At 62.3% G+C, this 23,385-nt stretch carries 19 protein-coding genes and 1 other RNA gene; 11 read left to right on the top strand and 9 right to left on the bottom strand.

The genetic code is table 11. The features are described from left to right. Window positions 1-2: 2 nt before the first annotated feature. The 3 genes from GE253_RS13475 to GE253_RS13465 all read left to right on the top strand — a co-directional run bounded on the left by GE253_RS13475 (window position 3) and on the right by GE253_RS13465 (window position 4,460). Window positions 3-1,550, top strand: coding sequence for a hypothetical protein (locus GE253_RS13475; RefSeq protein ID WP_153204631.1), 1,548 nt, complete (start codon window positions 3-5; stop codon window positions 1,548-1,550). 715 nt (window positions 1,551-2,265) lie between these two features. After that, window positions 2,266-3,081 (top strand): trehalose-phosphatase, encoded by an 816-nt coding sequence (otsB, locus tag GE253_RS13470; RefSeq protein WP_153204630.1) that lies wholly within the window; start codon window positions 2,266-2,268, stop codon window positions 3,079-3,081. A gap of 680 nt (window positions 3,082-3,761) precedes the next feature. Beyond that, a complete protein-coding gene (locus tag GE253_RS13465; protein WP_153204629.1) occupies window positions 3,762-4,460 on the top strand; it encodes a response regulator transcription factor in 699 nt (232 codons plus the stop codon). A gap of 33 nt (window positions 4,461-4,493) precedes the next feature. Here the strand turns inward: GE253_RS13465 and GE253_RS13460 are convergent, their stop codons facing one another. Further along, on the bottom strand, window positions 4,494-5,135 hold the full coding sequence (locus GE253_RS13460) for a LuxR C-terminal-related transcriptional regulator (RefSeq protein ID WP_173012630.1): 642 nt from the start codon (window positions 5,133-5,135) through the stop codon (window positions 4,494-4,496). A gap of 463 nt (window positions 5,136-5,598) precedes the next feature. On the opposite strand from GE253_RS13460, the gene GE253_RS13455 reads away from it, so the two are divergent. The 5 genes from GE253_RS13455 to GE253_RS13435 all read left to right on the top strand — a co-directional run bounded on the left by GE253_RS13455 (window position 5,599) and on the right by GE253_RS13435 (window position 11,422). After that, window positions 5,599-6,264, top strand: coding sequence for a response regulator transcription factor (locus GE253_RS13455; protein WP_153204627.1), 666 nt, complete (start codon window positions 5,599-5,601; stop codon window positions 6,262-6,264). 292 nt (window positions 6,265-6,556) lie between these two features. Further along, a complete protein-coding gene (locus GE253_RS13450; RefSeq protein ID WP_153204626.1) occupies window positions 6,557-7,219 on the top strand; it encodes a tetratricopeptide repeat protein in 663 nt (220 codons plus the stop codon). Then, window positions 7,216-8,628 (top strand): PQQ-binding-like beta-propeller repeat protein, encoded by a 1,413-nt coding sequence (locus GE253_RS13445; protein ID WP_247878643.1) that lies wholly within the window; start codon window positions 7,216-7,218, stop codon window positions 8,626-8,628. The genes GE253_RS13450 and GE253_RS13445 overlap by 4 nt, the downstream gene beginning before the upstream one ends. Before the next feature lie 14 nt (window positions 8,629-8,642). Continuing rightward, the gene (gene der, locus GE253_RS13440) at window positions 8,643-10,073 is read left to right on the top strand and encodes a ribosome biogenesis GTPase Der (RefSeq protein WP_348770849.1); all 1,431 of its coding nucleotides are present in this window, start codon (window positions 8,643-8,645) and stop codon (window positions 10,071-10,073) included. A gap of 143 nt (window positions 10,074-10,216) precedes the next feature. Next, on the top strand, window positions 10,217-11,422 hold the full coding sequence (locus GE253_RS13435; protein ID WP_153204625.1) for a hypothetical protein: 1,206 nt from the start codon (window positions 10,217-10,219) through the stop codon (window positions 11,420-11,422). A gap of 35 nt (window positions 11,423-11,457) precedes the next feature. Here the strand turns inward: GE253_RS13435 and GE253_RS26260 are convergent, their stop codons facing one another. The 6 genes from GE253_RS26260 to GE253_RS13405 all read right to left on the bottom strand — a co-directional run bounded on the left by GE253_RS26260 (window position 11,458) and on the right by GE253_RS13405 (window position 18,318). Further along, window positions 11,458-11,763, bottom strand: a complete 306-nt coding sequence (locus GE253_RS26260; protein ID WP_153204624.1) for a DUF1153 domain-containing protein — start codon at window positions 11,761-11,763, stop codon at window positions 11,458-11,460. An 87-nt stretch (window positions 11,764-11,850) separates the two neighbouring features. Next, window positions 11,851-12,564, bottom strand: coding sequence for a flagellar hook capping FlgD N-terminal domain-containing protein (locus GE253_RS13425; protein ID WP_153204623.1), 714 nt, complete (start codon window positions 12,562-12,564; stop codon window positions 11,851-11,853). Between the two features lie 30 nt (window positions 12,565-12,594). Next, complete coding sequence (locus GE253_RS13420) at window positions 12,595-16,062, bottom strand: flagellar hook-length control protein FliK (protein ID WP_153204622.1); 3,468 nt, start codon at window positions 16,060-16,062, stop codon at window positions 12,595-12,597. A 266-nt stretch (window positions 16,063-16,328) separates the two neighbouring features. Beyond that, on the bottom strand, window positions 16,329-16,772 hold the full coding sequence (locus GE253_RS13415) for a hypothetical protein (protein WP_153204621.1): 444 nt from the start codon (window positions 16,770-16,772) through the stop codon (window positions 16,329-16,331). Continuing rightward, window positions 16,769-17,164 carry a rod-binding protein gene (locus GE253_RS13410; protein ID WP_153204620.1) on the bottom strand — a complete coding sequence of 132 codons (396 nt, stop codon included), beginning with the start codon at window positions 17,162-17,164 and terminating at the stop codon, window positions 16,769-16,771. The genes GE253_RS13415 and GE253_RS13410 overlap by 4 nt, the downstream gene beginning before the upstream one ends. Beyond that, the gene (locus tag GE253_RS13405; RefSeq protein ID WP_153204619.1) at window positions 17,164-18,318 is read right to left on the bottom strand and encodes a flagellar basal body P-ring protein FlgI; all 1,155 of its coding nucleotides are present in this window, start codon (window positions 18,316-18,318) and stop codon (window positions 17,164-17,166) included. Before GE253_RS13405 ends, GE253_RS13410 begins: the two co-directional genes overlap by 1 nt. 304 nt (window positions 18,319-18,622) lie before the next feature. On the opposite strand from GE253_RS13405, the gene GE253_RS13400 reads away from it, so the two are divergent. Together GE253_RS13400 and dksA are read left to right on the top strand one after the other, a co-directional pair. Beyond that, window positions 18,623-19,039: a flagellar assembly protein FliX gene (locus GE253_RS13400; RefSeq protein ID WP_089286959.1), complete on the top strand. Its 417-nt coding sequence runs from the start codon at window positions 18,623-18,625 to the stop codon at window positions 19,037-19,039. 205 nt (window positions 19,040-19,244) lie between these two features. After that, window positions 19,245-19,676 carry an RNA polymerase-binding protein DksA gene (gene dksA, locus GE253_RS13395; protein WP_153204618.1) on the top strand — a complete coding sequence of 144 codons (432 nt, stop codon included), beginning with the start codon at window positions 19,245-19,247 and terminating at the stop codon, window positions 19,674-19,676. A 40-nt stretch (window positions 19,677-19,716) separates the two neighbouring features. Here dksA and nudC read toward each other — a convergent pair whose 3' ends face one another. Beyond that, window positions 19,717-20,637, bottom strand: coding sequence for an NAD(+) diphosphatase (gene nudC / locus GE253_RS13390; RefSeq protein WP_153204617.1), 921 nt, complete (start codon window positions 20,635-20,637; stop codon window positions 19,717-19,719). Window positions 20,638-20,829: 192 nt separating this feature from the next. Further along, complete coding sequence (locus tag GE253_RS13385; protein ID WP_153204616.1) at window positions 20,830-23,052, bottom strand: TonB-dependent receptor; 2,223 nt, start codon at window positions 23,050-23,052, stop codon at window positions 20,830-20,832. Between the two features lie 192 nt (window positions 23,053-23,244). On the opposite strand from GE253_RS13385, the gene ffs reads away from it, so the two are divergent. Then, window positions 23,245-23,342, top strand: an RNA gene (gene ffs, locus GE253_RS13380) — signal recognition particle sRNA small type. Window positions 23,343-23,385 lie beyond the last annotated feature (43 nt).

Raw genomic sequence — 23,385 nt, 5'->3', positions numbered from 1 at the left:
CCATGCTGCGCCGGGGCCTTTCCCTGCTCTATCGCCGGGGCGTGTCCCCGGCGTTGGTGCTGCTGACCGTGCTGGTGCTGGGCACCGGCACGGTCGCCGCTCAGACCGTTTCCAACCCCTGCACCGGCTTTGGGACGACCCAGATCACCATGAAGCCGGTGTTGCCGCCCAATTTCAATCTGGCCAACCAGACCAATGCGGACTGCATTGCCTGGCAACAATTCATCTATCTGAACTGGGCAGCCAGCAGCAGCACACCCGGCACGCCGGACACATCCGTGCCGTCCAGCCAGTTCGGCCTGCCCAGCAATACCAAGCCCACCGTGTGGCAGACCTATGTGCTGGCCAACCTGCTGTTCAGCGGGGACAAAGCTGCCTTAAAAAAGGCGGCGGCCAATCCGGGCCGGCTGAACCTCTCGGTATTGTCGGAAGCCTCTACCCTGGATCTGTCCGCCATCGGCCAGGCCAGCGGCACCAAGCTGGAGCCGGATTGGCTGACCGATCAACGGGGCGGGCTCACCTATTACACGGTCAGCGTCAATCTGGACGAGGCCGCCTATATCACCGGCCAGAACCTGACCAGTTTTGCCGGGCAGGAAGCCTGCGCCAGCAATGCCGGCCAGAACGGGAAGGGTGCTTTCAACCTGCCGATGGGGCCGGGTGACGTGGATTGCGCCGGCAACGCCAAGACATTTGGCCTGAATGTCGGCTCCATTGAGTTGAAGGCCGCCTGGGTGGTGTTGCCATCCGACGGATCGCTGAATTACCGCTATCTAACGGCTCAGGCGACCGTCACCGATCCCTATGGCAATACCAGCAACCAGACGGTGGGCCTGACTGGACTGCATATTATCCGCCGGCTGCCGGGGGCACCGCAATTCCTCTGGTCCACCTTCGAACAGGTGGATAATGCGCCGGACAATGGCGGCGACACGGTCAACCTGCCGGCCAATCCCAACCGTAAGCCCAGCCCCGGCTATACCTATTTTAATCCATCCTGCGACCCGACCACCGATTTCTATAAATGTGAGGCCAATAAGGCACCCACGGTACCCTGTACCAATACCAGCCCGCCTTATCTGCCGCAGGGTTGCAGCCCCTATGCCGCGCCGATGCAGGTGACGCGGATGACACCGGTGGAGAATGTGGCCAACAGCACCAACCAATATGCCTGGAACCTGTTCCCCGCCCAGTCGGTATTTAATTATTACCGGCTGATCGATGTGCAATGGCCATCCCTGCCCACGGCTATCCCGCCGCAGAGCGTGGTGCCGTTACCGGCTGGGGGCATCACGCCGGCTAAGGCGACGCGCATAGTGGCCAATACAACGATGGAAACCTATGTGCAGGCCAAGTCAGCCTGTATGGATTGCCATCAATATGCTGACATCGCACAATCCGCTGCCGTTACCTTCTTCCGCAAGAATGGGATGACCCAGCGCAGTGTCACCCTGTTCCCGATGACGGCGGCGGGGACGAAGGCGACCAGCAGCAATCCGGACTATGCGTCCACCTATTCCTTTATTTTCTCCGCCGACACGGTGAAGTGACCGGCGGGGCGGGCGGCCTTCCGTTCAGGGCAAGGGCGCCCGCCATCCGCTGCCGCTGCCGCGCTTCAACCGACTGTCAGCAGCGACGATTTTCTCAATTGCCGGAATTCACCAGGCAGCTGTCGGCTTCCTGTCGCCAATGGTCACCTTTTCCAACAGCCCTTGGCTTCTGGCACTGGGCCCGCTTACGGTACGATGGCAATCGCCCCAGAATGACGGCTGCGCGCAGCCTGATCGACCCGTCTGTGGCATTTACCGAAAAAGCGGTATGATCGTGGCAACGAAACGACGTCGTAACCGCATTGTTTGGATCGAAACGGCTTGACCGCCAGCACTGATTTGAAACAAATAGACCTCACGAGGGCCCGATACGGTAACAAGCTTCTCCGGTGGGATTGTTCCACCGTGAAGCCTGAACCGGGCGGGAAGCTCCCCAAGGCCGAAAAAGAAAAAGGCCGCTACGGGAGCGGCCTGAGTTTAGGGAGGAAACGCCCGAAAAGGGCAAGCAGCACATGTGCTGCGATGCACAATATGCCCTTGGGTGCTGGGAATGGCAAGTGTTTTGGCGGCCCCTTTACGGGGCCGTCGCCATTTATATGATCAACATAGCGGTATCATCTTGCGCCGGTTCGGGGCAGGGTGGCGGAACACTCAGAGGGTTTGGGCGTTAAGTCGCTCTTAGCCATGAGAATTTTCCGTCACGCCAGGATCAGAGATGATGTATCCGCCTTCCATCTCACCAGAAGCTATGTGTTCCGTCGATGCAGTCCTTGCGCGTATCGCAGGTCTGGAGCGGGCGTCCAGCCAGCCTGTCGCGCTTCTGCTGGATTATGACGGGACACTGACACCAATCGTGGACCGTCCGGATCAAGCATTCCTGACCCCCACCATGCATGACCTGCTGAGCCATCTGGCTGGGTTGTATCCATTGGCCATTGTGAGTGGGCGCGATGTGGAGGATGTGCGGCGGCTGGTCGCCATCGACAATATCATCTATGTCGGCAGCCACGGGCTGGATATCGCCACCCCCGATCAGGTCTACCAGCCTGGGCAGCCTTTTCGCGCTGCCATCCAGCGGGCCGCTGCCCGGCTGGAGAACGAGCTGGCGTCCATCACCAACGCCTTTGTGCAATCCAAACGCTATGCCATTACCGTGCATACGCGGCTGGTGGCCCCGGCGGCGAAGCCGCATGTCGCCGCCATTGTCCGCGAAGTGCTGACAGGGGAGCCGAGCCTGCGCCATATGGATGGGAAGGAAATGCACGAACTGCGGCCGGTACTGGACTGGCACAAGGGATCGGCCATCGGCTGGCTGCTGGGCGACCTGCTGGCCGGTCATCCGCCCTTGTTCCTGGGCGATGATGTGACGGATGAGGATGGTTTCCGCGCCGTGGCGGGGACCGGTTTGGGAGTCCGGGTAGGGGCGCCCGACCAGCCCACCGCTGCCGATCTGCATATTCCCGACGTGGGAGCGGTGGAATGGTTGCTTCAGCGTCTGGGCGAGCGCCGTCTGGCTGCAACGGCAGGGTGAAGCGCGGAGCAGGGCCCCTTATGCAAGGGGGCGTCGGAGCCCCGTGCTCATCGCTTCCGGGGTAGCGGAAATATCCGAAAAAGGGTGCTGCCTCCGAAATCGCGCCACGAAAAGGTCACAGCGGATGCTGCCCTTACCCCGGAAGTATAGGGGCATAGGCCCCCGGTTGGGGCGGAAATATGGCGGGTCATAGGCGGTATTTTGCCCCTTTCGGGTCGCCTGGGCGCCCGCCCGCTGCTGATCATGTAGATCGGGTGTACTGAATTGAATTTTTACCAATTTCGTGAATTGTGGTAAAAAAATATAGTTAATTTGGTTAAGTTAAAATGTGACATATGTCAAAATTATCGATTATGAAATTCTACAAAAAATTAGATATCTGGATTTAATGCGGTAAAATTTACTTGTTACATATAGTATTTCTTATTGGTTGACGATCATTGGGACAAAAATGGGGCAATTTTTCTGGCATATGCCTAAAGCTGACAGCAATTACTGCCTTCGAGAGATATTCAGTTCCGTACTTTCCGGGGTAAGGTTCAAGCCGAAAGTGGGTCGCTCATTTGGGCATTCCGGCGCGTTGGCTCCAAGGCTGGTGCTCGGAAGGCTTTCCCGGATGGAGAAGGCCATGGCTGGAGACCCCCGTTTATGACGGGACCCAAGATGCGCAGGAGATGGCAATGGACAATGTCAGCACTTTTCTCATCGATGCAAATAAGCTGTTCCGTGAGGGGCTGAAGCGTCTGCTGGAGGAGTCGCCGTTCCAGATCACAGCAGAGGCCGGCAATGTGCGTGAAGGGCTTCAGGTGGCTGAACAGGGGCACAAGCCGGAACTGGTTCTGCTTGATCTGGCAACGGGGGGCGACGACGAGGCCGAGGCCTTGCGCCGTCTGCGCCATGCCCTGCCTGACGCCCGCATGGTGGTGCTGACATCCGAACTGTGCACCCGCCGGCTTTCAAGTGCGCTGGAGGCGGGGGCCGATGGCTATTTGATGAAGGATCTTTCTTCCGATGCGCTGACCCAGTCGCTGCGGCTGGTAATGTTGGGGGAAAAGGTATTCCCCACTCATCTGGCGGCCCTGCTGATCAGCGGGCGGGTATCGACCGCGCCTGCTCCGGCAATGCCCACCTCCCGCAAGGGCCTGTCTCAGCGTGAGGTGCAGATTCTGCGCTGCCTGCTGAGCGGTGACAGCAACAAGATGATCGCCAACCAGCTCTCCATCACCGAAGCCACGGTGAAGGTGCATTTGAAGAGCCTGCTGCGGAAGATCAATGCCTCCAACCGGACCCAGGCCGCCATCTGGGCGCTGAACAATGGGATCGCGGGGGAACTGGATGGCAGTGCGGGTGATATCCCGTCCCTGGCCGCCGCCGGCTGATCTGGCAGCCCCCCAACATATCGGGGGGCCCTTTCAGTGAAGGATATTGCCGGGAGATGTGGAGTTGATCGCGTCCTGATTGCGGGCTGAGAAGACGCCTGCCTCTGTGCGGTTGCGAAAATTCAGCCGACTCAGCATTGATCGTACCAGTGATTTGACCGTTGTCTCTGGCAGGCCCAGCGCTTTGCCAATATCTTTGTTGTTAAGCCCCTGTCCCAAAGCCAGCAGACAACGATGTTCCGCCGGGGAGAGCCGGTCGAGCAGAGTCAGCCGCATCTGATCGATTCCCGCCTGGCTGAGCAGCTGCGCCGGCAGGGCGGTATGGGCCTCCCGCCCCAGCGCGATCAGCGGCTGCGCTCGGCCGCCGATCGCGTCGGTGAAAATCCAGGCATCTGCGAAGGGCAGCAAAGGGGCGGCGGCCAGCGTATCCGACAACGACAGCACCAGCAGGATTCGCCCCCGCCGTGAAAGGCGCAGGCAAGCTACCGGCTCACGCCCCCGCAGAATGCTGAAATGGGGCAGGTCGATCAACAGGATATCGGGTAGGCTGCCCGCTTGAAGCAGAGCGCCCACGGTCGGATAATGCGCCACTTCCGCCATGCAATCCTGTAACCCCTCCTTCAGTGCCGAATGGGCTGACCCGCTGGAAACCAGAATGGCCACTCGGGATGTCATATTCAGCATTCCCGGACAGGGCGAGAGCATGACCCTATTGACCACATCATATTATAGTATGCTTTCTGGGGCGGGGGCAGCACGGTGGTGGGTTGCATGGGACGTCCCCGAAATTTATGACATGTATGCTATAGAATGTCTTAATAACTGGCGTCGCAAGATGGGCAAATGGGAGATTCGGTGTTTCATGACCTAACCCGTTGGGAGATATCTAATCTTGGTTAATGCCTATTGATATTCTATTGGCCATCATTGGGCGTAGATTTGCCTTCGTTCACTGTTTGTCGGCAAAGTCGGTTAACGGCCCGTTACGGTTGAGCGCGATGCTTTCACGATGCACTCAAAGATTTTGCATTTTGCTGATGCATAAAATTGTAGGAGCGCGAAACCCCGTGTATAGTGAGCCAGTGCCATCCCGCTCCACCCATGACAAGTTGCGGGATGACCCAAGGGGTCGGAGCGAATGCGTATTCTATTAATCGATCATGAGGCTGGCTTTTGCCAGCGGGTTCGGCAGATTGCCCGGCGCGCCGGCTTCACGGACCGTGTGGATGATGTGGCGGATCTGGCGGAGGCGTGCGCATTGGCGGGGGCGGGGGGCGACGGCCATATCGTCGTCTTGTCCACGACCATGGTGTCGCGCGGGGCCATCAGGGATTTCGTTGCCGCCTGTCCAGCCTTGCCGCTGATCGCCCTGGGGGGGAATGATCCAGAACGGATGCGTGCAGCCTTGGGTGAGGGGGCGCGGGCCTATGTGCGACGCAGCGATGTGGATGCAGAACTGGCCAGCGCCCTTCAGGTGGTTGCAGACGGAGGCATCTTTGTGCCACCGGTTGTGGCAATGCGTCCGGGCGGGGAACCGTTGATGACCGTGGCCGGGCCGGTTCCGGCGGGATTCTTCCGGGAGGATGGGGGCAAGCAACTGACGCCCCGGCAGCGGGAAATCCTGGTGATGATCCGCCAGGGGCGCTCCAATATCGAGATCGCTGAAGCGCTTGATCTGACGGTCGGAACGGTGAAGATTCATATCACCGCTATCTTCAAGGCGCTGGGGGTCCGTAATCGCACCCAGGCCATGGTGGCGGCCGACTGGCTGAACCTGAATCCGCCGGAGCCGGTGGGGAACTGATGCCAAGGGTCATGTCCATGACCCTTGGCATGACCCGTCGATACCGCTTTGCCCATCATGCTTGCCGTGTCTGGCGGATGGCTCCGCCTTGGCGAAATCCGCTGGCAGTTCGCTTTTTGCCCCGCAATTGCCTGAAAGCATCGTATTGTTATGGCCGTCTTTGCCGCTGGGATTATCCGTCCCGGTCGTGCAAGGGCGGTGAAGGGAAGGGGCAGCCGCCTTGACCCGGGGCGGGGTGTCTGGTATCGCCCCCCTTTGTTTATTCGGTTCGGCGACCGGCCGAGGGTGATGCATGTCCGACATCTTTCGCGAAGTTGACGAGGATCTCCGTCGCGATCAATTGGTCTCCTTCTGGAAGCGCCATGGCGCGACTGTGGTGGGTGGGGCCGTTCTGATCGTGGTGGCCACAGCCGGCTATGTAGGCTGGAAAGAGTGGCGCGCCCATGAGATGGAGAAGCGTACCGCCGTGCTGAGCGCGGCGCTGGCCAAGGCCCGGCCGGAAGAAGGCGCGCCTGATGTGAAGGTCGCCGGCGATGCGCTGGCCGCCGCTGCCAGCCAGTTGGGGCAGAGCCAGGCCGTCATTGCCCGCCTGTATGAGGCGGGCCTGCGCGCCCGAAACGGGCAGCGGGACGAGGCCATTGCGCTTTACGACCAGATCGCCGGCAGTGGGGAGAGCGACGCATTGCTGCGCGACATGGCGACCCTGCTGTCGGTGCAGTTGCAGATGGATGCGGGCGACCCGGCCAAGCTGGTCCAGCGCATTGCCCCGCTATTGACGGCCGGCAACCCCTGGCGGGCTTCTGCCACCGAAGTGGCCGGCCTGCTGGCCGCCAAGACGGGCGATAATGCCCGCGCCGAACAGCTGTTCAAGCAGCTTGCCGAGGATGCCCAGGCCCCGCAGGGCGTGCGCAGCCGTGCCACCGAACTCGCCGCGCTGTTCGCGGCGCCGAAATGACGCCCGAGAACCAGGATATCATGGTCAGCAGCACCCGTTTCGGCGCCCCGCGCGCCACGTTTTCCGCCCGGTCTTCCCGTTATGTGATGGCCCGCCGGGTGGCGGCGCCCTTGCTTGCCTGTCTGCTGCTGTCCGGCTGCGGTATCGGCGACTGGTTCAGCGAGGATAAGGGCCCCAAGCTGGGCGGCAACCGCATCTCCGTGCTGCAGCTTCAGCAGCAATTGGAAGTCGATCCCCAGGTGGCGGATCAGGCGGTCGCCCTGCCGGAAGCCCAGGCCAACGCCGACTGGGCGCAGCCCGGCGGCAACCCGGCGCACTATCCCGGTAATGTGGCCCTGAGCAATGGTCCGCTGCGCCGCGTCTGGTCGGCCAGCATCCAGGGTTCCTCTTCCAGCGCGCGTCTGCTGGCCGGCCCGGTGGTGGCCAATGGCCGGCTTTACGTGTTGGACACGGATTATGATCTGCACGCCTTTGATGCCAAGAGCGGGGCGCGCGTCTGGCGCCGCAACATCCTGCGGGAAAAGCAGGATGGCGAGGCCTTTGGCGGTGGCGTGACGTTCGCCAATGGCCGCCTGTACGCCACCAACGGCTTTGGTGAGGCGGTGGCCCTGGATGTCGACAAGGGGGATGTGGTCTGGCGGCGGCGAATCGCCGGTCCCATCCGCTCCGCTCCGACGGTGGTGGATAACCGCGTCTTCGTCTCGGCAGTGGATAACCAGCTGATCGCCCTGAATGCGGAGACGGGGGCGCTGGAATGGTATCATACCGGCTTCCTGGAGCCGGCGGCCCTGCTGGGCGGCTCTGCCGCCGCGATTGAGGGTGACACCGCCATTGTCCCCTATTCCTCCGGCGAGGTCTTCGCCCTGCGCGTGGAAAATGGCCGTCAGGCCTGGCAGGACAGTCTGGCATCGGTGCGCCGGGGTGAGAACCTGACCGGTCTGGCTGACATTCGTGGTCTGCCGGTGATTGCCGATGGCGTGGCCTATGCCATCAGCCATTCCGGCCGCATGGCCGCCATCGATATCCGCTCCGGCCAGCGCGTCTGGGAACAGGATATTGGCGGCATCACCACCCCGGCCGTGGTGGGCGACTGGGTGTTCGTTACCACCAATGACAGCCAGGTTGTGGCCTTGACCCGCAAGGATGGCCGTGTCCGCTGGATTGCCGAGCTGGATCGCTATGAAGATCCGGAGGACCGGGAAGACCCGATCCTGTGGACCGGCCCGCTGGTGGCGGGGGGCCGCCTGATCCTGACCAACAGCACCGGTCAGATGGTGGAACTGTCGGTGACGGATGGCAAGGTGATCCGGCGTACAGAGCTGCCCGGCCCTGCGATCCAGGCCCCTGTCGTTGCCGGTGAGACCCTGTATATTCTCACCGACGACGGCGACGTGGTCGCCTATCAGTAATTGGAGTGTTTTAAGTGATAAAGGCCACGCACCGGCTGACGGTCGCCATTGTCGGGCGCCCGAATGTCGGCAAGTCCACCCTGTTCAACCGGCTGGTCGGCAAGAAGATCGCCCTGGTTGATGACACGCCGGGCGTGACCCGCGACTGGCGCGCGGCCGATGGTCGAGTCGGTGGGCTGGAATTCACGGTGGTCGATACGGCCGGTCTGGAAGATGTGTTCGATGGCAGCCTGGAGGCGCGGATGCGCGTCCAGACCGAGCGTGCCATCGAACGTGCCGATGTCTGCCTGTTCCTGATTGACGCCCGTGCCGGCGTCACGGCGATGGACAAGCATTTTGCCGCCTGGCTGCGGGCGCGGGTGAAGACCCCGACGATCCTGGTGGCCAATAAGTGTGAGGGTGCGGCCAGCCAGCCGGGCCTGATTGAGGCCTATGAGCTGGGCCTGGGTGAACCGGTTCCGCTGTCGGCCGAACATGGCGAGGGCATGGCCGATCTGGTGGATGCCCTGCTGCCACATATGCCGAAGGAAGAACCGGCGCCGGAGGAGGAGGAGGTCGAAGACGACCTGCCCGAGGACGATCTGGTTGAAGCCATCGCCGCGGAGAAGACCGACGATGTGCCGGATGAGCCGGAGCCCAAGGCCCTGCAGATGGCCATTGTCGGGCGCCCGAATGTCGGCAAATCCACCCTGCTGAACGCCCTGGTGCAGGAAGAGCGGGTGCTGACCGGGCCAGAGGCCGGCATGACCCGCGATGCCATCGCGGTGGAATGGAGCTGGAAGGGCCGGGCCATCCGGCTGGTCGATACGGCCGGCCTGCGCAAGCGGGCCCGTGTGGATGACAAGCTGGAACGGGCGGCCAACCAGGATACGCTGCGCGTCATCCGCATGGCCCATGTGGTGGTGCTGGTGCTGGATGCCGATGGTATCCTGGACAAGCAGGATCTGACCATCGCCCGTCTGGTGGTGGAGGAAGGGCGCGCCCTGGTCATCGCGCTCAACAAATGGGACGCGGTGGTGGACAAGAATGCCGCTCTGCGCCGCCTGACCGACCGGCTGCAGACGTCGCTGCCGCAGGTGAAGGGCATCCCCACCGTCACCATTTCCGCCCTGAAGGGTCAGCGTCTGCATGAGTTGCTGGATTGCGTGGTGACCACCTATGGCGTGTGGAACCGGCGTATCCCCACCTCTCAGCTGAACCGCTGGCTGGCGGGGATGACGGAATCGCACCCGCCGCCGCTGGTGGATGGCCGCCGTCTGAAGATTCGCTATATGACCCAGGTGAAGAGCCGTCCGCCCACCTTCGCCCTGTTCGTCAGCAAGCCGGTGGATCTGCCGGAAAACTATTCCCGCTATCTGGTCAATGGGCTGCGCGAGAGTTTTGATCTGCCGGGCATCCCCATCCGGATGCTGCTGCGCAAGGGCAGTTCCAATCCCTTTGATTGAACGGGGAATGATTTTCAGCAATATTGCCGACGCGGCGCCCCCTCCCTGGGGGCGCCGCTATTCTTTTGAACTCATCCTGCGCTCAACAGTGCATTGCCTCTCCCCCTATATTCCATAGACTAAGCCTGTTCATGGGGGCTTTCATGTTTTTCGGTCTTGGTTTCTGGAACAAGCGTCTGACCTTTGAAGTCTTCCTGAAAACGGAGGACCGCTGGCAGCTGCATATGCTCTGCGATACGGAAGAGGATGCGATTGCCGAGGCCAGACATCTGCTGATCACCGACAAGACGCATGATGTGAAGGTCGTCCGGCTGCGCACGCTGGCCAACGGCGTGGGTTCTGAAACGGTGGTCTATGAACAGTCGCGCCCGCTGCGCACAGTGAAGCCCCTGACGGTGTGCACGCCGGTGGGCGAAGTGGCGCTGTGCCAGCAGCTGGAGGATCTCTATACGGCAGAAGGGCGCCGGACCATCAGCCAGGTGATGCGCGATTATCTTCAGCGCAACAATATCGGCGCCAGCGAGTTGCTGCATTGCTACAGCCATATCCGCAAGCTGCAGGATGCCCAGGGGCTGGTAAATGCGGCCCTGCACCGGGTTGCCGGGGTACAGGCCCCTGTGGCCGGGCAAACCCCGAAACAACGCCTGACCCTGCTGGATGGTCTGGTCACCCAGGCCCAGCAGAAAGCGCGCGCCTTTGCCGCTGAACGCAGTTCCTACCCTGATTTTCGCGGCAAGGATCTGGGTGGCTTCAGCCAGCATATTCTGGAGCGCGCCCCACTCGATTTGCACGATTATGTGCTGAATTCGCTGATCAGCATCTGGCTGTTTGATTACCGCTCCCTGTTGGGCAAGGTGGAGGCCCTGGCCGTGCTGGCGGGGGAGAATGTTGAGAATGGGCTTGTCCGCCAGGTGGATGCCATTCTTGCCGATCTGCTGATTTTTGCCGATGTCGTGCAGGAATTACTGGCCCCGCAGCCCACTTTGGGCGAAGCGCTGTTGCGGTTGGCCGATATCGTGCTGTGCCGCAAGCGGGCGGCCGAACCGCTGGCCAGCCCAGCCATGAAGCAGATCGCCCGGCTGATCCAGGAAGGGCATCTGCCGTTCAGTCAAGCAGCGTTGGCCGAACGTCTGTTGCGGGAGATCAATGCGGATAAGCCGCTGGATACCCGCGACCCCAGTCGTGACCCGGCTTTGCTGGAACGGCTGGTCATAGCCCTGTCGGGCGAGGATGGCACGATTCTGGGCGGGGAGGCGACCCGGCAGTCCGTTGACCGCCGCCGCCTGCGTCAGCGGGAGGCGGTGCTGCGCGCCCATGGTCTGCACAGCATCGCCGATAATCTACGCTGAACTGATTTGTATGGATGTGGGGACGTGACAGCTGTTCACTCCATACCCACTGGGCGGCGATAATCCTGCAGGCGGGTGACGCGCAGGGCCTTCACGCCATGGCGGTCGATCAGACGCTGCCAGGAGGCCAGTTCTTCTTCTGACAAGCTGTAGCGGGCACAGGCTTCGGCGAAGCTCAACAGGCCGGCGCGCACGCCGGCCACCACTTCCGCCTTGCGGCGCATCACCCAGCGGCGTGTGTCAGGCGGCGGCAGATCGTCCAGCGTCAGGCTGCTGACGTTGGAGGCGTGGGGGCTGGCGTCGGCAACTTCGTCCGCGCCGTTGCGGGTTAAAATGGTCATGTTGACCTCAATCAACGGGGTACCCCCATCGATAAGGTCGGCGCCATTAACAAACAGTGAAAGGCTGTAAAATAACTTTGGTTACCATTACTTAATGGACAGGACGTTCGACATCTTGATCGGCAGCTTGCCCAGCATCAGATGGGGTTCGGTCCCTGTAAGGTCGACACCCGTTACCTTGCCAAAGGTGAGAATCTGGGCTTCGAGGGCCTTGCCGTCAGACCCTGTGGCCTTGACCTTGGCCACATAGGTGCCGTCTTCCAGCTGGTTGCCGCTGGCATCCTTGCCATCCCAGTCGACATCCTGGGTTCCGGCATTCTTGGTCAGTTCAATCGTGCGAACAACCTTATTGGTCTTACTGTCGCTGATCTCCAGCACGGAGCTGTCGGCTGGCGCGTCGGTGCTGACGGTCAGGTGGGCCTTGCCATCCTGCAATGACCAACCATTGGACTGGATTTCCACCGTCTTGCCCAGATAGCCCAGGGCCTGGTTGGGTTGGCCGTTATTGATGGCGGCCACCATCTCATCCAGTTTCTTGTTTCCGGCGATCTGCTGTTCGACCTGGGAAAACTGGACCAGCTGATTGGTGAAGGCCGCCGTGTCCTGCGGCTGAAGGGGATCCTGATTTTGCAGCTGGGCCGTCAACAGCCGCAGGAAGGTTTCGTAATTTTGCGAAAGATCCTTCAGGGAGTTGGTGGTGGCCGAAGAGCCGGTCCCCGTGGTGCTGGTGGCCGTGTTCTTCGTGCCATTGGCAGCGGGGGTGCTGTTCTTTAGCGTATTGGCCGCGCTGGAGATCGACATCGGTGACCTTCTTTCCCACTGGGGGTTCTATCAGATCCGGACATCAACCCGCCCCGGCCCCATTATGGGCTGGTAGGCAGGGATTGCCGGACCGTCTTCCTCAACCTCGATAGAAGCAAATCGTGTGCCAGATTTCTGATCCTGCTGTTTTTCCTGCTGCTGGCGTTGTGCCTGATCACCATCATCGCGCAAGGAGAAGCTGAGGCTGTTCTGATCGGTGCTCAGGCCCGCTTCCCGCAGGGCGTTTTCCAGGTTGCGACTATCCTTCTGCAACAATTCCAGGGTCTGGAAGCTGTCTGCCGTCACCTTGGCCCGCAGCCTGCCTTCCTTGTTGAACTCAAGCTGCACATCGACCCGTCCCAGATCATAGGGACGAAGCTGGATGGAAATCTTGTCGTTGCCGTCCTGGGCCGCCCGCTGCATCTGCACGGCAACCTGATAGGTGGCGGGGGGGGTGGTACCCGGACGGTGAGGGGCGCCGGGGGCACTGGTTTGGCGCAGGTGCTGGCTGAAATCGGCCGCCCCGACCTTGCCACCGTCAGCAGCGGCATTGTTGAGACTGGTTTCCTCCAGCCCCCGGGTTCCGGACCTTGTCTGCGCGCCCTGCTGTTCGGTCCCCAACTCTCCGCCGGCTGTGGAGCCGGTTTCCGCCACTGCACGGCTCAGAAGGCTGTCCGTTGCGCCGGTCGTTGTCGGGATGGTGCTGGCCGGGCGTGGGGCGGCTTGCTGCGGCCGCTCGCCCGCTGCTTCCATTGCCGCCATGTGCGTCGCGGCCTCGGTTTCGGTATGATGGGGGGCCAGCATTCGGCGTGGTTTGCCACCTTCTTTGGGAGCGATTGCGCCGGTGCCGAGGTTATCGTCACGGACAGTCGCCTTGTCGGTTGCTGGGGCCGCCACTTCATCATTCGCGCCGCTGGTGGCGGTGGGGTTGGCAGTCTTTTGGCGGGCTACGGTGCCAGCTGGCTGGCTGATACCGGTGCTGGTGGGAGAGGCCGTGGCCTCCCGCGCGGTCTCTGCATTATCCGCTGGGGCCTGAGGGGTGGTGTCACCTGCCACCAGGTTAGAGGCCGGGGCGATGGTTTCGGGTTGCGCAATCGCTGCCGCTGGCTGGGGCTGTTGCGGCTGAGTGACCTTGACTGAAGTGCCAGATAAAGCAGAAGCGCCAATTCCGGTCAGGTCAGCCATTTCCGTTTCACCCGCCCCCGCTGGGGCGGCAGGAATTGCCGGCTGCTGATCCGTGATGGCGGACTGTTGCCGGGGCGCATCTGTGATACCGGTGGTGGAATTCTGGTGAAGGTCAGCCTGCTTGACGGCGGGTTTTGGGTTCTCCGTCATTTCCGCGGCGCGCGTCATCCCAGGCTTGCTGGCGGGGGTGGATGCTGCCGGCTGGCCCTGATCCAGCGAAACCGGCTGCGCTGCTGTCGCTGTGGTGACATTGCCGCGCTGCAAGCCGCGATCGGTCGCGGCTGCGGCAGGCGTCCCATTGGCGACCGGTGTAGCGCTATCGGCAAGGGCGTTCGACCGGGATGCTGCGGTGGGGGCAACGGCGGGTGTCAGCGTTGCAGCGCTCGCACCCTTCGTTATCGGGGCTATGACGGGGGCATCACCGCTGGTCGGGGGGGCGGCATCCCGCAGAGGCACGCTGCTATTATCAACAGCGACATTGGAAGGCGCCGGCACGCGCACCGCCGGGCCGGACGGAGCGGCCTTGGTTGTCACCCCTTCTGCGGTCGGTATCGGCTCATTCACAGTTGCCGGCTGCATCCCTGCCGGCAGAACGATGCTGCCGGTGGTCGTTGTTCCAACAGCGGAAGGAGGGGGGGCAACAACGGGATTTGTCGTCACGTTTACCGCCGGGCCGGACTGAGCTGTCCTGCTTGTTGCCATTCCTTCTGCTGTCGGCGTCGGTTCGTTCACGGATGAAGGCTGCATTCCGGCTGGCAGAATGATGCTGCCGGCGGCGACAGTTCCACGGGCGGCGACTTGATCAGCCCCCGTGTTGACGGACGCGGGCTTAATCCACGAACGGTCGCTATCCGGCGCAGGATTCGCAAGGTGTACCGGCACAGCCACGCTATTCGCGGTTCCCTGATCCGGTCGGGCGGCTGGCCGCGTCTCGGTGGCGGTGGGGGCGCCAGGAGAACGGATAATGGTAGTCGCGGCGATTGGCTGATCGGGACGGGTGGCTGCGTTGTCCTGGCTGACTGTGGTCACGACAGGCGGTTCAGCAGCAGCCGTTCCCATGCCCCTATCAGAATGGACAGCAGGGCTCGCCGGCTCCTGCGCGATTGCGGCGGCCGGTACGGAAGAAACTGCTGCCACGGGGGTGCCCTGGGGCGGGACAGGGCCATTCGTCCCGGCCTTTGTCGTGGCCGGGGGCGTGGTTGTGTCCTCCGGTACTGCGATATCGGGACGGGTGACAGCGTGTTGCTGTCCGCCTGCCCCGGGCGTGGCTTGAGTGGATGCAGCCATTCCTGCTGCCACAGGGTCAGTCCGACGGCTGGCGGGGACTTCCCGCCCGGTTTTCGCTGGTGCCGGGGTGGGGTTGGGGGACGGTGCTGACGACTCAGTCACCAGGGCATCGACCGTATCACCGTGTGCCTTTCCGGCCAGCGCCATCGGGGTGGCCACTGTGTCGGCTACGGGGGGCGGCATCAATCCGTTATTGAGCAGCAGCGCCACATCTTGACCTGAATCCGCTGCTGCTGCTTTCACCGCCTGCTCGGCATCGATGGGCACCGCGGCCAGGGTTTCGTCATCCTCTGCCGCTGTGGTCTCCCCCGCCAGCGGCCCGGCGAACGGACCGGTGCTGGTAATGGTGATCTCCTCCGTCATCGTCCCCGTTTCCGGGGATGCAACCACCTGCATGTTCGTGGCCAGCGCGCCGCTGAAGATTGTCGGCGTCGCATTCGTGCGAATTGAGGGGAGGGGGGCGGCGGCAGAAGCCGCCATTGTCTGCGGAGCGGGGATTTCCTGCCCGGTTGACAGCGTCGCAGGATTATCCTCCCCCTTGTTGATTTTCGGGGCGGTCTTTCCGGCGAACAGCCCCTGCTGGCGCATCAAGGCACTGAGGTCGTTGAGAAAGGAAGCAACCTCATCGCTGAGGGGCGGGGCGGTGTCATCGGCCTGCCCCATGGCCAGCAAGTTCAGCCCGGCCTGCTGCCAGCGCATTTCGGGTGTTGTGTCGACCGTTGGCGGCGGCAACGGGGCACCCTCGGTTACCAGGGGGGTGCCACCTTCCAGGCCCTGCGGGGGCTGGCTGGCCATGTTCACCGCATCGCCCTGGCGCGGAGTGCCGGCATTTTCCAACGAGGTCCGCAGCGCCGGCACGGCGCTGCCTGTTGTGCCGCTATTGTCCAGGAAGCCTTTCAGCAGGCGGTTGAAGTTTTGAACCTCATCACCGCCCGTCATGGAGGTTGCATTGCCCGCCGGGGTTCCCATGCCGGCCGTGGCACCGGTGGGTGCCGTCGGGGTGGTGAAAAGGCTGGCTATGTCCATGATGGGCTTCCTGCGCTGGTGTCAGCTTCAAGGAATGCAGCCTTCGTGCCAATCGCCGCGCCTTGAAAACCCTGTGTCCCGGTGTGTCTGCCCCCCCTGATACCGTTGCCGGGCGGTAGTTCCTGCCCTCTCCCCCGGCAAGGCTTGCCGGGGGCGGCGCGTTTACAAGGAAAAGGCGCCCGGCTGGTGGCGGGGCGCCTTGTTCACGTCTGATCTTGCCGAAAATCCCCCGCTCGCACGGTGTAAATGCCCTTTACAGCACCCTGCTAGAGCCGCCTGTCCAGCGTCATGCTGGGCGTGGTTTTGCGGGCATAGGCTGCCGGCATCACCATACCGCCTCGGCGTGTATAGGCCCCTTCTTCGGCCCGTGCTCGGTTGATGGCATTGACCATGGTATGGACGGTGGATTGCGTCACCTGTGCTGCGGCGCGCGCCAGCCTTGCATGGGCAAGCGTGCTGTCGATGAAGCGTTCGGTTTCCTGCTTCAACACGTCGCGCACCGTCTCATCCAGGGTGCGCAATTCGTCCGGGTCGTATTTGATGGAACGCACGCAATCCTCATAGGTGCGCACCATCAGGGTCTTGCGGCTGGCAATATCCGTCAGGGCTGGCAGATTGCGGCTGCGGATGGCGGCGTTCTCCTCCTCGAACAAGGCTGCCAGACGCTGCATTGCCTCCACCAGCGCTTGCACGCAACTGTTTGCGCTCATTTTTCCCCCTTATGCATCATGCTGGCCAATGGGTTGCCGTTCTGGGCCTGTTCCTGCATCCGCAACATGGCCTGCTGGACCTCGCGGGAGATGCCGACGCCACCGGCTTTGGCGATCTGTTTGCCATATTCCTCGGTCATCATGCCGCGCCAGGTTTTCTCTGCCTCGCCACCGCCGAAATTCGGGTCGGTATCCACATCGGTCCACATCTGCGACAGCATCTGTGACAGGAACACCCCTTCGAAATCCTGCGCCGCCTTTTCCACGCCGGGGGCGGTTTCCCCCTGTGCGTCGGGGGATTTCGCCGTCGGCGTACGGGGAAGGGCGGCGCTGCGCACCTGGGCCAGGGCCTGGGCGTCGAAGCCGGGGGGGGAGAGTTTGAAGTCGCTCATCACATCACCTCGATCTCGGCCTGGAGCGCGCCAGCGGCTTTGATGGATTGCAGGATGGAGATCATATCACGCGGACCAATCCCAAGTGCATTGAGGTTGTTGACCAGTTCCTGGAGCGATACGCCCGACGGCATCACGGCCAGCTTTTTGTCAGCGCTATCGTCCACCTGGATATCGGTGCGCGGCACCACCGTCGTCTGGCCACCCTGCGACAGCGGGCCTGGCTGGGAAACCTGCGGTGTTTCCGTGATACGGATGGTGAGGTTACCCTGGGCGATGGCGACCGTGCTGATCCGTACATTCTCGCCCATGACGATCACACCGGATGCCTCGTCGATCACCACGCGGGCCGGCTGGTCGGGCTGCACCCGCAATTGCTCCACATCGCGGATGAAGGAGACCAGATCGGCCTTGCGCGCCATCGGCACATCGATCATCACGGCGGCCGGGTCCAGGGCCTTGGCGGTATTGCGGCCGAACTGCTGGTTGATGACCTCCGCCGTGCGCATGGCGGTGGTGAAATCCGGGTTGCGCAGGGACAGGCGCAGGAAGGGCAGGTCGGACAGGGCGAAATCTATCTCCCGCTCCACGATGGCGCCGCCGGCGATCCGGCCGTTGGTCGGCACCCCGCGGGTGACGGAGGCAGCGGCCCCCTGGGCGGAGAATCCGCCCACCGCCACGGCCCCCTGCGCTACGGCATAGACCTCCCCATCGGCGCCCAGCAGCGGCGTCACCAGCAGGGTGCCGCCCTGCAGATTCTTGGCATCGGCCATGGCGGCCACCGAAACATCAATCCTTGAGCCCTGCGAGCTGAAGGGCGGCAGGGTGGCCGTCACCATGACGGCCGCCACATTCTTGGTGCGGATCGTGTCGCCCCGGACATTGACGCCCAGCCGTTCCAACATGCCGATCAGGCTCTGTTCGGTGAAGGGGGAGTTGTTGATCGTGTCGCCGGTGCCGTTCAGGCCGACCACCAGCCCATAGCCGATCAGCATATTGTCGCGCACACCTTCGATGTTCGCGATATCCTTGATGCGGCTCTGCGCCCCAGCGGTGCCGGGGGTCAGCATCACGGTCAGCGCCGCCACCAGGGCCAGCAGCAGCATCGGCAGCGGGCGGGAGCGGTTGGGGCGCTTGTGCTGGGTCGTCACCATGGCGTCGATCCGATTCTTCAGAAAGTCATTCGGTTCCGGCGGGCATTGTCGCCTCGTCTCGCCAATAACTATGCCATTTCCATGCCAGTCGAGCCATAGTGCGGCTTTCAAGGACTTTGGAGGCCGCCGCCATCCGATTCCTGCCGGGTGGCGGGGGTATTTCGCCGCCGCTCTGGTCCTTTGGGAAAAATTTGCCCTATGTGTCCAAGGCGGCGGGATGATACCTATATGATGTATGATCCAAGCCACCGATACCAAGGTGTCGGTTCCTTAGTCGCTTTGATGGGAAGTTGTTGCCACGGCCATGAAGATCGAGGGTCCAGGTTCCGCCCGCCCCGGCCAGGTCCGGAAGGCGCAGAAAAGCGGCGGCGGCATGTTCGCCAGCCACCTGAATGAGGGGGAGGAGGAAGGGGCTGTCCGCTCTTCCGGCTCGCAGGCGGCTGTCGGCATCAATCCCCTGTTTGCCTTGCAGGAGGTGGATGACGCCCTGTCCGGAAAGCGCCGCCGCGCCCAAGCGCGCGGGGAAGATATTCTGGATCGGCTGGAAGAATTGCGCCTTGGCCTGTTGACCGGCAGCTTCCCCGTGGAAAAGCTGCACGATCTGGTGCGCATGGTGCAGGTGCAGCGGGAGAATCTGGATGATCCCCGCCTGCAGGAAGTGCTGGATGAGATTGATCTGCGGGCGCAGGTGGAGATTGCCAAGCTGACCAGCGGCGGCTGATGCGGCCCCGCTTCATCGCTGTCGGCGGGGTATGGGGCGGCCTTTGGGCCGCCCTTGTTGTTTCACGACGGGGCGTCTGAGCTTTAACCCTTTGTTTCAGCGGGATTTAAGAAGATTGCATGAGTGCCCTGCAGGAATGTTGCGGGGAGAGATGCCTCTCCCTATACTCCGCCCCGTTTCGAGGCCCAGGATCGGACCGCTGAAGATGTCGTCATCATCGTTGCCTCTGTTGCCCGCCGGATATCGTCCCAGCGAGGACGAGGAATATATGAATCCCGTGATGAAGCAGTATTTCCGCCACAAGCTGCTGCAGTGGCGGGCGGAGCTGCTGCGGGAATCGAACGAAACCCTGAACAGCCTGCATGAGGATGGCGGCCTGCAAGAGCCGGACATCGCCGACCGTGCGACGCTGGAAACCGACCGTGCCCTCGAACTGCGCACGCGCGACCGGGAACGCAAGCTGATCTCCAAGATCGACAGTGCCCTGGAACGTCTCGCCAATGACGATTACGGCTATTGCGAGGAGACGGGCGACCCGATCGGTGTCCGCCGCCTGGAAGCCCGCCCCATCGCCACGTTGAGCCTGGAAGCCCAGGAACGGCATGAGCGAATGGAACGCACCCAGCGCGACGATTGAGTTAAAAAGGCCGGCGATTGCGCGCCGGCCTTTTTCATGCTCAGCCAAACAGCCAGCTATTGATCAGTTGGCGGGAAATGCTGTCTGGCGACGGCAGGCGGAATGTTTCCGGCTCATGCTGCGCCAGCAGATCATCCCGGCTGAACCAGCGGGCATCTTCCAGTTCCTCCCCATCAACGCGGATATCCAGCGTGGTGGCACGGGCGTGGAAGCCCAGCATCAGGGAGGACGGGAAGGGCCAGGGCTGGCTGGAATGATAGGTGATATCATCCACCCGCACGCCCGCTTCTTCCCAGCATTCCCGCGCCACTGTCTCTTCCAGGCTTTCACCCGGTTCCACGAATCCGGCCAGCGTGGAATACATGCCGGGGGGAAAGCGCGACTGGCGACCCAGCAGGCAGCGGTCACCATCATGCACCAGCATGATGACCGCCGGGTCGTGGCGGGGAAAGTGACTGATCCCACAGGCGGGGTTACAGCAGCGCCGGCTGTGCCCGGCTTCTGTGATTTCCGTGGCTGCGCCGCAGGTACCGCAGAACCGGTGCCGTTCATGCCACAGCATCAGGGCCCGCACATAGGCATAAAGCGCGGCCGTCTGCCGATCCATCAACCGTGCCACGGTGCGGATTTCCTGGAACCGGCCAAGTGCCGTGAAGGCGGGCAGCGTTTCCGCATCCTCCTGCGCGGAGAAATCCAGGGCGAAATAGCTGATTTCCCCCTCTACCCCTAAAAAGATGGGGGTAGCCGTGGTCAGATCTCGCCACCATTCACCGTCGGGCGACAGGAAGACGGGCAGGGGCTGATCATCGCTTCCCGCCACCAGATGCTTGCCGCGCCAATAGGGCACCAGCCGCGTCTGTGACCCGGCCAGCGCCAATTGTCGGGCCAGCCAGTCAGGGTCTTTGCGTAAGTGGGCTGCGCGGTCCAGACCGCTGCCGGCATAAAAATTCAGCTTCGCCATGATGTGGCGGCCTTTGCTGTTGCCTGTGCCAACAAGCCATACGCCCGCAGCAGCAAAAGCAAAAGGGGCGCCCCACGCGGGACGCCCCTTCGTAAAGAACAAGCAGATTGCACCAGTGGGCATAAACCATGCCCACTGGGAGGGCTGTCGCTTGGAATCCCCGATGCATGGCACCGGGGATCAGGAACCCGATCAGAACTTCATGCGGGCGGTCACACCATAGGTGCGCGGCTCGATGATGAAACCGGTCAGGTTGTTGAAGTCGATCCCCCCTTCCAGGCCGCGCTCGTCCGTGATGTTGCGGACAAAGGCAGACAGGTCGAAGCGGCCGCCATCATAGGCGTAACCAGCGCGCAGACCACCGATCCAGCGGGCTTGGGAATGGAACTCTGCCGATTCGTACAGGAAGAAGTTGGCCGTGCTCTTGTACGACCAGTCGGTGAAGGCATAGACCTCATCATTCTCACCCACCGGGATGCCATAGCGGGCGGTGGTGTTGAAGATCCAGCGCGGGGCCTGCGGGAACGGGTTGCCGTTGATGCTGGCCTGCCGGGAGGTGCCGACGGTACGGATCGGGTCCAGCACGGTGCAGCCACCGGAGCAGGCCGGCACATACAGCGTGGCGTCCTTGATTTCCGTGTGGTTGTAGCTGGTACCGACGGTCAGCATCAGGTTTTCCACCGGCAGCAGTTCGATGTCGGCTTCAAAGCCCTTGCCAATGCCCTTGTCGGCATTCAGCAGGGTGTTGTTGTTGCTGACACCGCCGACGGCGGTGAACTGCTGGTCCTTCACCTCATAATAGAAGCCGGTCAGGTTGACGCGGGCGCGCTTGCCCAGCAGATCGGACTTCACGCCGGCTTCATAGGACATCACCTTTTCCGAATTGGCGGTGGTGATGTTCACGCTGCGTGGCTGGATGGTGGGGGCGCGGAAGCCGCTGGCAACGCGCACAAAGCCGCGCACGTCATCGGTGAAGGCGTAATCGGCGGCCAGATCCCAGCTCACGCGCTCGTCGCTGGTCTTGGCGCGGGAAACGCTGCCGGCCACCGGGTTGCCGGAACCATAGGCCACTTCACGACGCACCAGGGTCTTGTCGTCCTCGGTGTAGCGCAGGCCACCGGTCAGGGTCAGTTCTTCGGTCAGGGCATAGGACATCTGGCCGAACACGGCCCAGGTGTCGTTATCCTGCACCGAATTAGCCACCGTGGTGCGCTTCAGCACGTCGCTGGAGGCAGCACCATAGGACAGGTTGGCGAAATCGGCCTTTTCATCGAAATAATACAGGCCGGTCTGCCACTTCAGCGGGCCATCATTGCTCGACGCCAGACGCAGTTCCTGGGTGAACTGGTCGATGCCGTTGATCTTGCTGGCCGATTCGACGGAGAAGGGCACGAAGCCCGGGCCCTTGCCGGCCACGCCGCCATCCACGTCACCGCGGGAGAAGGCGTCGACATATTCATAGGCGGTGATGGAGGTCAGGGTGACGCCTTCGAATTCATACTGGGCGTTCAGGTTGGCGCCGCGCGAATTCACGTCCTGGGTGTTCTGACCGTCGGTGTAGGCGTGGTAGGGCGAGAAGCCCGGCACCAGATCGTTGCTGCCCTTTTTGATGATATTGGCGCGGAACACGCGGGCCGTACCGTTCATCGAGCGGAAATGGCCGTTCAGGTTGGCCGTGAAGCGCTCGGTTGGGGTATAGAGGAACTGGACGCGGCCGGCCGTGTCCTCGTAGCCCTCCATCGCGTCCTTCTCGCCGGTATAGTCATTATCGACATAACCGTCGCGGCGCTGGTGGGAGAGGGAGATACGGGCGGCCAGCACATTGTCAATCAGCGCGCCGCCGACGGCACCTTCCGCCTCAATGGCGTTCCAGCGACCATAGGAGACCTTGCCATAGCCGTTCGTCTCGAAGGTCGGCTTGACGGAGCTGACGGAGATGATGCCGGCCGGCGTGTTGCGGCCGAACAGCGTGCCTTGGGGGCCGCGCAACACTTCGATCTGCTCCACGTCGAACACCGGGAAACCCTTCATGATCGGGTTTTCCAGCACCACCTCGTCAAAGACCAGGCTGACCGGCTGGGAGGCGTTCAGGTCGAAATCGGTGTTTCCCAGGCCGCGGATATAAAAGCGCGGAAAGGTGCGGCCGAAAGAGGATTCGGCGTTCAGCGAGGGCACGCGGGCGGCCAGGAAGCGGATATCCGCACCACCGGCGGCGAAGTTCGCCAACTGGTCAGCCGTCACGGCGGCCACCGAGACCGGCACTTCCTGCATATTCTGGGAGCGCTTCTGCGCGGTGACGATCACTTCTTCCAGGATGGCGGTATCGGCGGCCAGTGCGGGGGCGGCCATCAGCATGGCGGCGGCAGCGGCGCAGGACAGCAGCTTGCCAGTGCGGGTGCGACGATGGTTGGTCATGTTTGCCTGTTCATTCCTGTGGGGGTCAGGCCCGGCATCGCCAGCCTGGATTAAGCCGACGGATAATCCTTCGCTGTGCAACATGCAAAGGGGGGTTTGCTGCCGCGTTGCAACAAATCCGCCCCTGTGCTCAAACAGCAACGGTGCAATTTTCCCTTGCCATGTGGGCGCGGCACGCCGATATAGGGGGCGGGAGGTTGGCAGCGGGCGAGTCCCTCGCCAACCCGGTCAGGTCCGGAAGGAAGCAGCCGTAACGAGTTTCGGCTCGGGTCGTTCGTCCAGCCTCCCACCTTCAGCAGAATTTTTGTTTAATGCAGCACGCTGTGTTTCAGC

Origin of the sequence: Niveispirillum sp. SYP-B3756, from assembly GCF_009495745.1 — a bacterium.
In the GTDB taxonomy this organism is placed as follows: domain Bacteria; phylum Pseudomonadota; class Alphaproteobacteria; order Azospirillales; family Azospirillaceae; genus Niveispirillum.
This window is presented reverse-complemented; position numbering and strand designations above follow the sequence as displayed.

Excerpts from the sequence above, each read along its gene's own strand:
- GE253_RS13475 (WP_153204631.1), top strand. The coding sequence starts at position 3 with ATGCTGCGCCGGGGCCTTTCCCTGCTCTATCGCCGGGGCGTGTCCCCG.
- otsB (WP_153204630.1), top strand. The coding sequence starts at position 2,266 with ATGATGTATCCGCCTTCCATCTCACCAGAAGCTATGTGTTCCGTCGAT.
- GE253_RS13465 (WP_153204629.1), top strand. The coding sequence starts at position 3,762 with ATGGACAATGTCAGCACTTTTCTCATCGATGCAAATAAGCTGTTCCGT.
- GE253_RS13460 (WP_173012630.1), bottom strand. The coding sequence starts at position 5,135 with ATGACATCCCGAGTGGCCATTCTGGTTTCCAGCGGGTCAGCCCATTCG.
- GE253_RS13455 (WP_153204627.1), top strand. The coding sequence starts at position 5,599 with ATGCGTATTCTATTAATCGATCATGAGGCTGGCTTTTGCCAGCGGGTT.
- GE253_RS13450 (WP_153204626.1), top strand. The coding sequence starts at position 6,557 with ATGTCCGACATCTTTCGCGAAGTTGACGAGGATCTCCGTCGCGATCAA.
- GE253_RS13445 (WP_247878643.1), top strand. The coding sequence starts at position 7,216 with ATGACGCCCGAGAACCAGGATATCATGGTCAGCAGCACCCGTTTCGGC.
- GE253_RS13435 (WP_153204625.1), top strand. The coding sequence starts at position 10,217 with ATGTTTTTCGGTCTTGGTTTCTGGAACAAGCGTCTGACCTTTGAAGTC.
- GE253_RS26260 (WP_153204624.1), bottom strand. The coding sequence starts at position 11,763 with ATGACCATTTTAACCCGCAACGGCGCGGACGAAGTTGCCGACGCCAGC.
- GE253_RS13425 (WP_153204623.1), bottom strand. The coding sequence starts at position 12,564 with ATGTCGATCTCCAGCGCGGCCAATACGCTAAAGAACAGCACCCCCGCT.
- GE253_RS13420 (WP_153204622.1), bottom strand. The coding sequence starts at position 16,062 with ATGGACATAGCCAGCCTTTTCACCACCCCGACGGCACCCACCGGTGCC.
- GE253_RS13415 (WP_153204621.1), bottom strand. The coding sequence starts at position 16,772 with ATGAGCGCAAACAGTTGCGTGCAAGCGCTGGTGGAGGCAATGCAGCGT.
- GE253_RS13410 (WP_153204620.1), bottom strand. The coding sequence starts at position 17,164 with ATGAGCGACTTCAAACTCTCCCCCCCCGGCTTCGACGCCCAGGCCCTG.
- GE253_RS13405 (WP_153204619.1), bottom strand. The coding sequence starts at position 18,318 with ATGGTGACGACCCAGCACAAGCGCCCCAACCGCTCCCGCCCGCTGCCG.
- GE253_RS13400 (WP_089286959.1), top strand. The coding sequence starts at position 18,623 with ATGAAGATCGAGGGTCCAGGTTCCGCCCGCCCCGGCCAGGTCCGGAAG.
- dksA (WP_153204618.1), top strand. The coding sequence starts at position 19,245 with ATGTCGTCATCATCGTTGCCTCTGTTGCCCGCCGGATATCGTCCCAGC.
- nudC (WP_153204617.1), bottom strand. The coding sequence starts at position 20,637 with ATGGCGAAGCTGAATTTTTATGCCGGCAGCGGTCTGGACCGCGCAGCC.
- GE253_RS13385 (WP_153204616.1), bottom strand. The coding sequence starts at position 23,052 with ATGACCAACCATCGTCGCACCCGCACTGGCAAGCTGCTGTCCTGCGCC.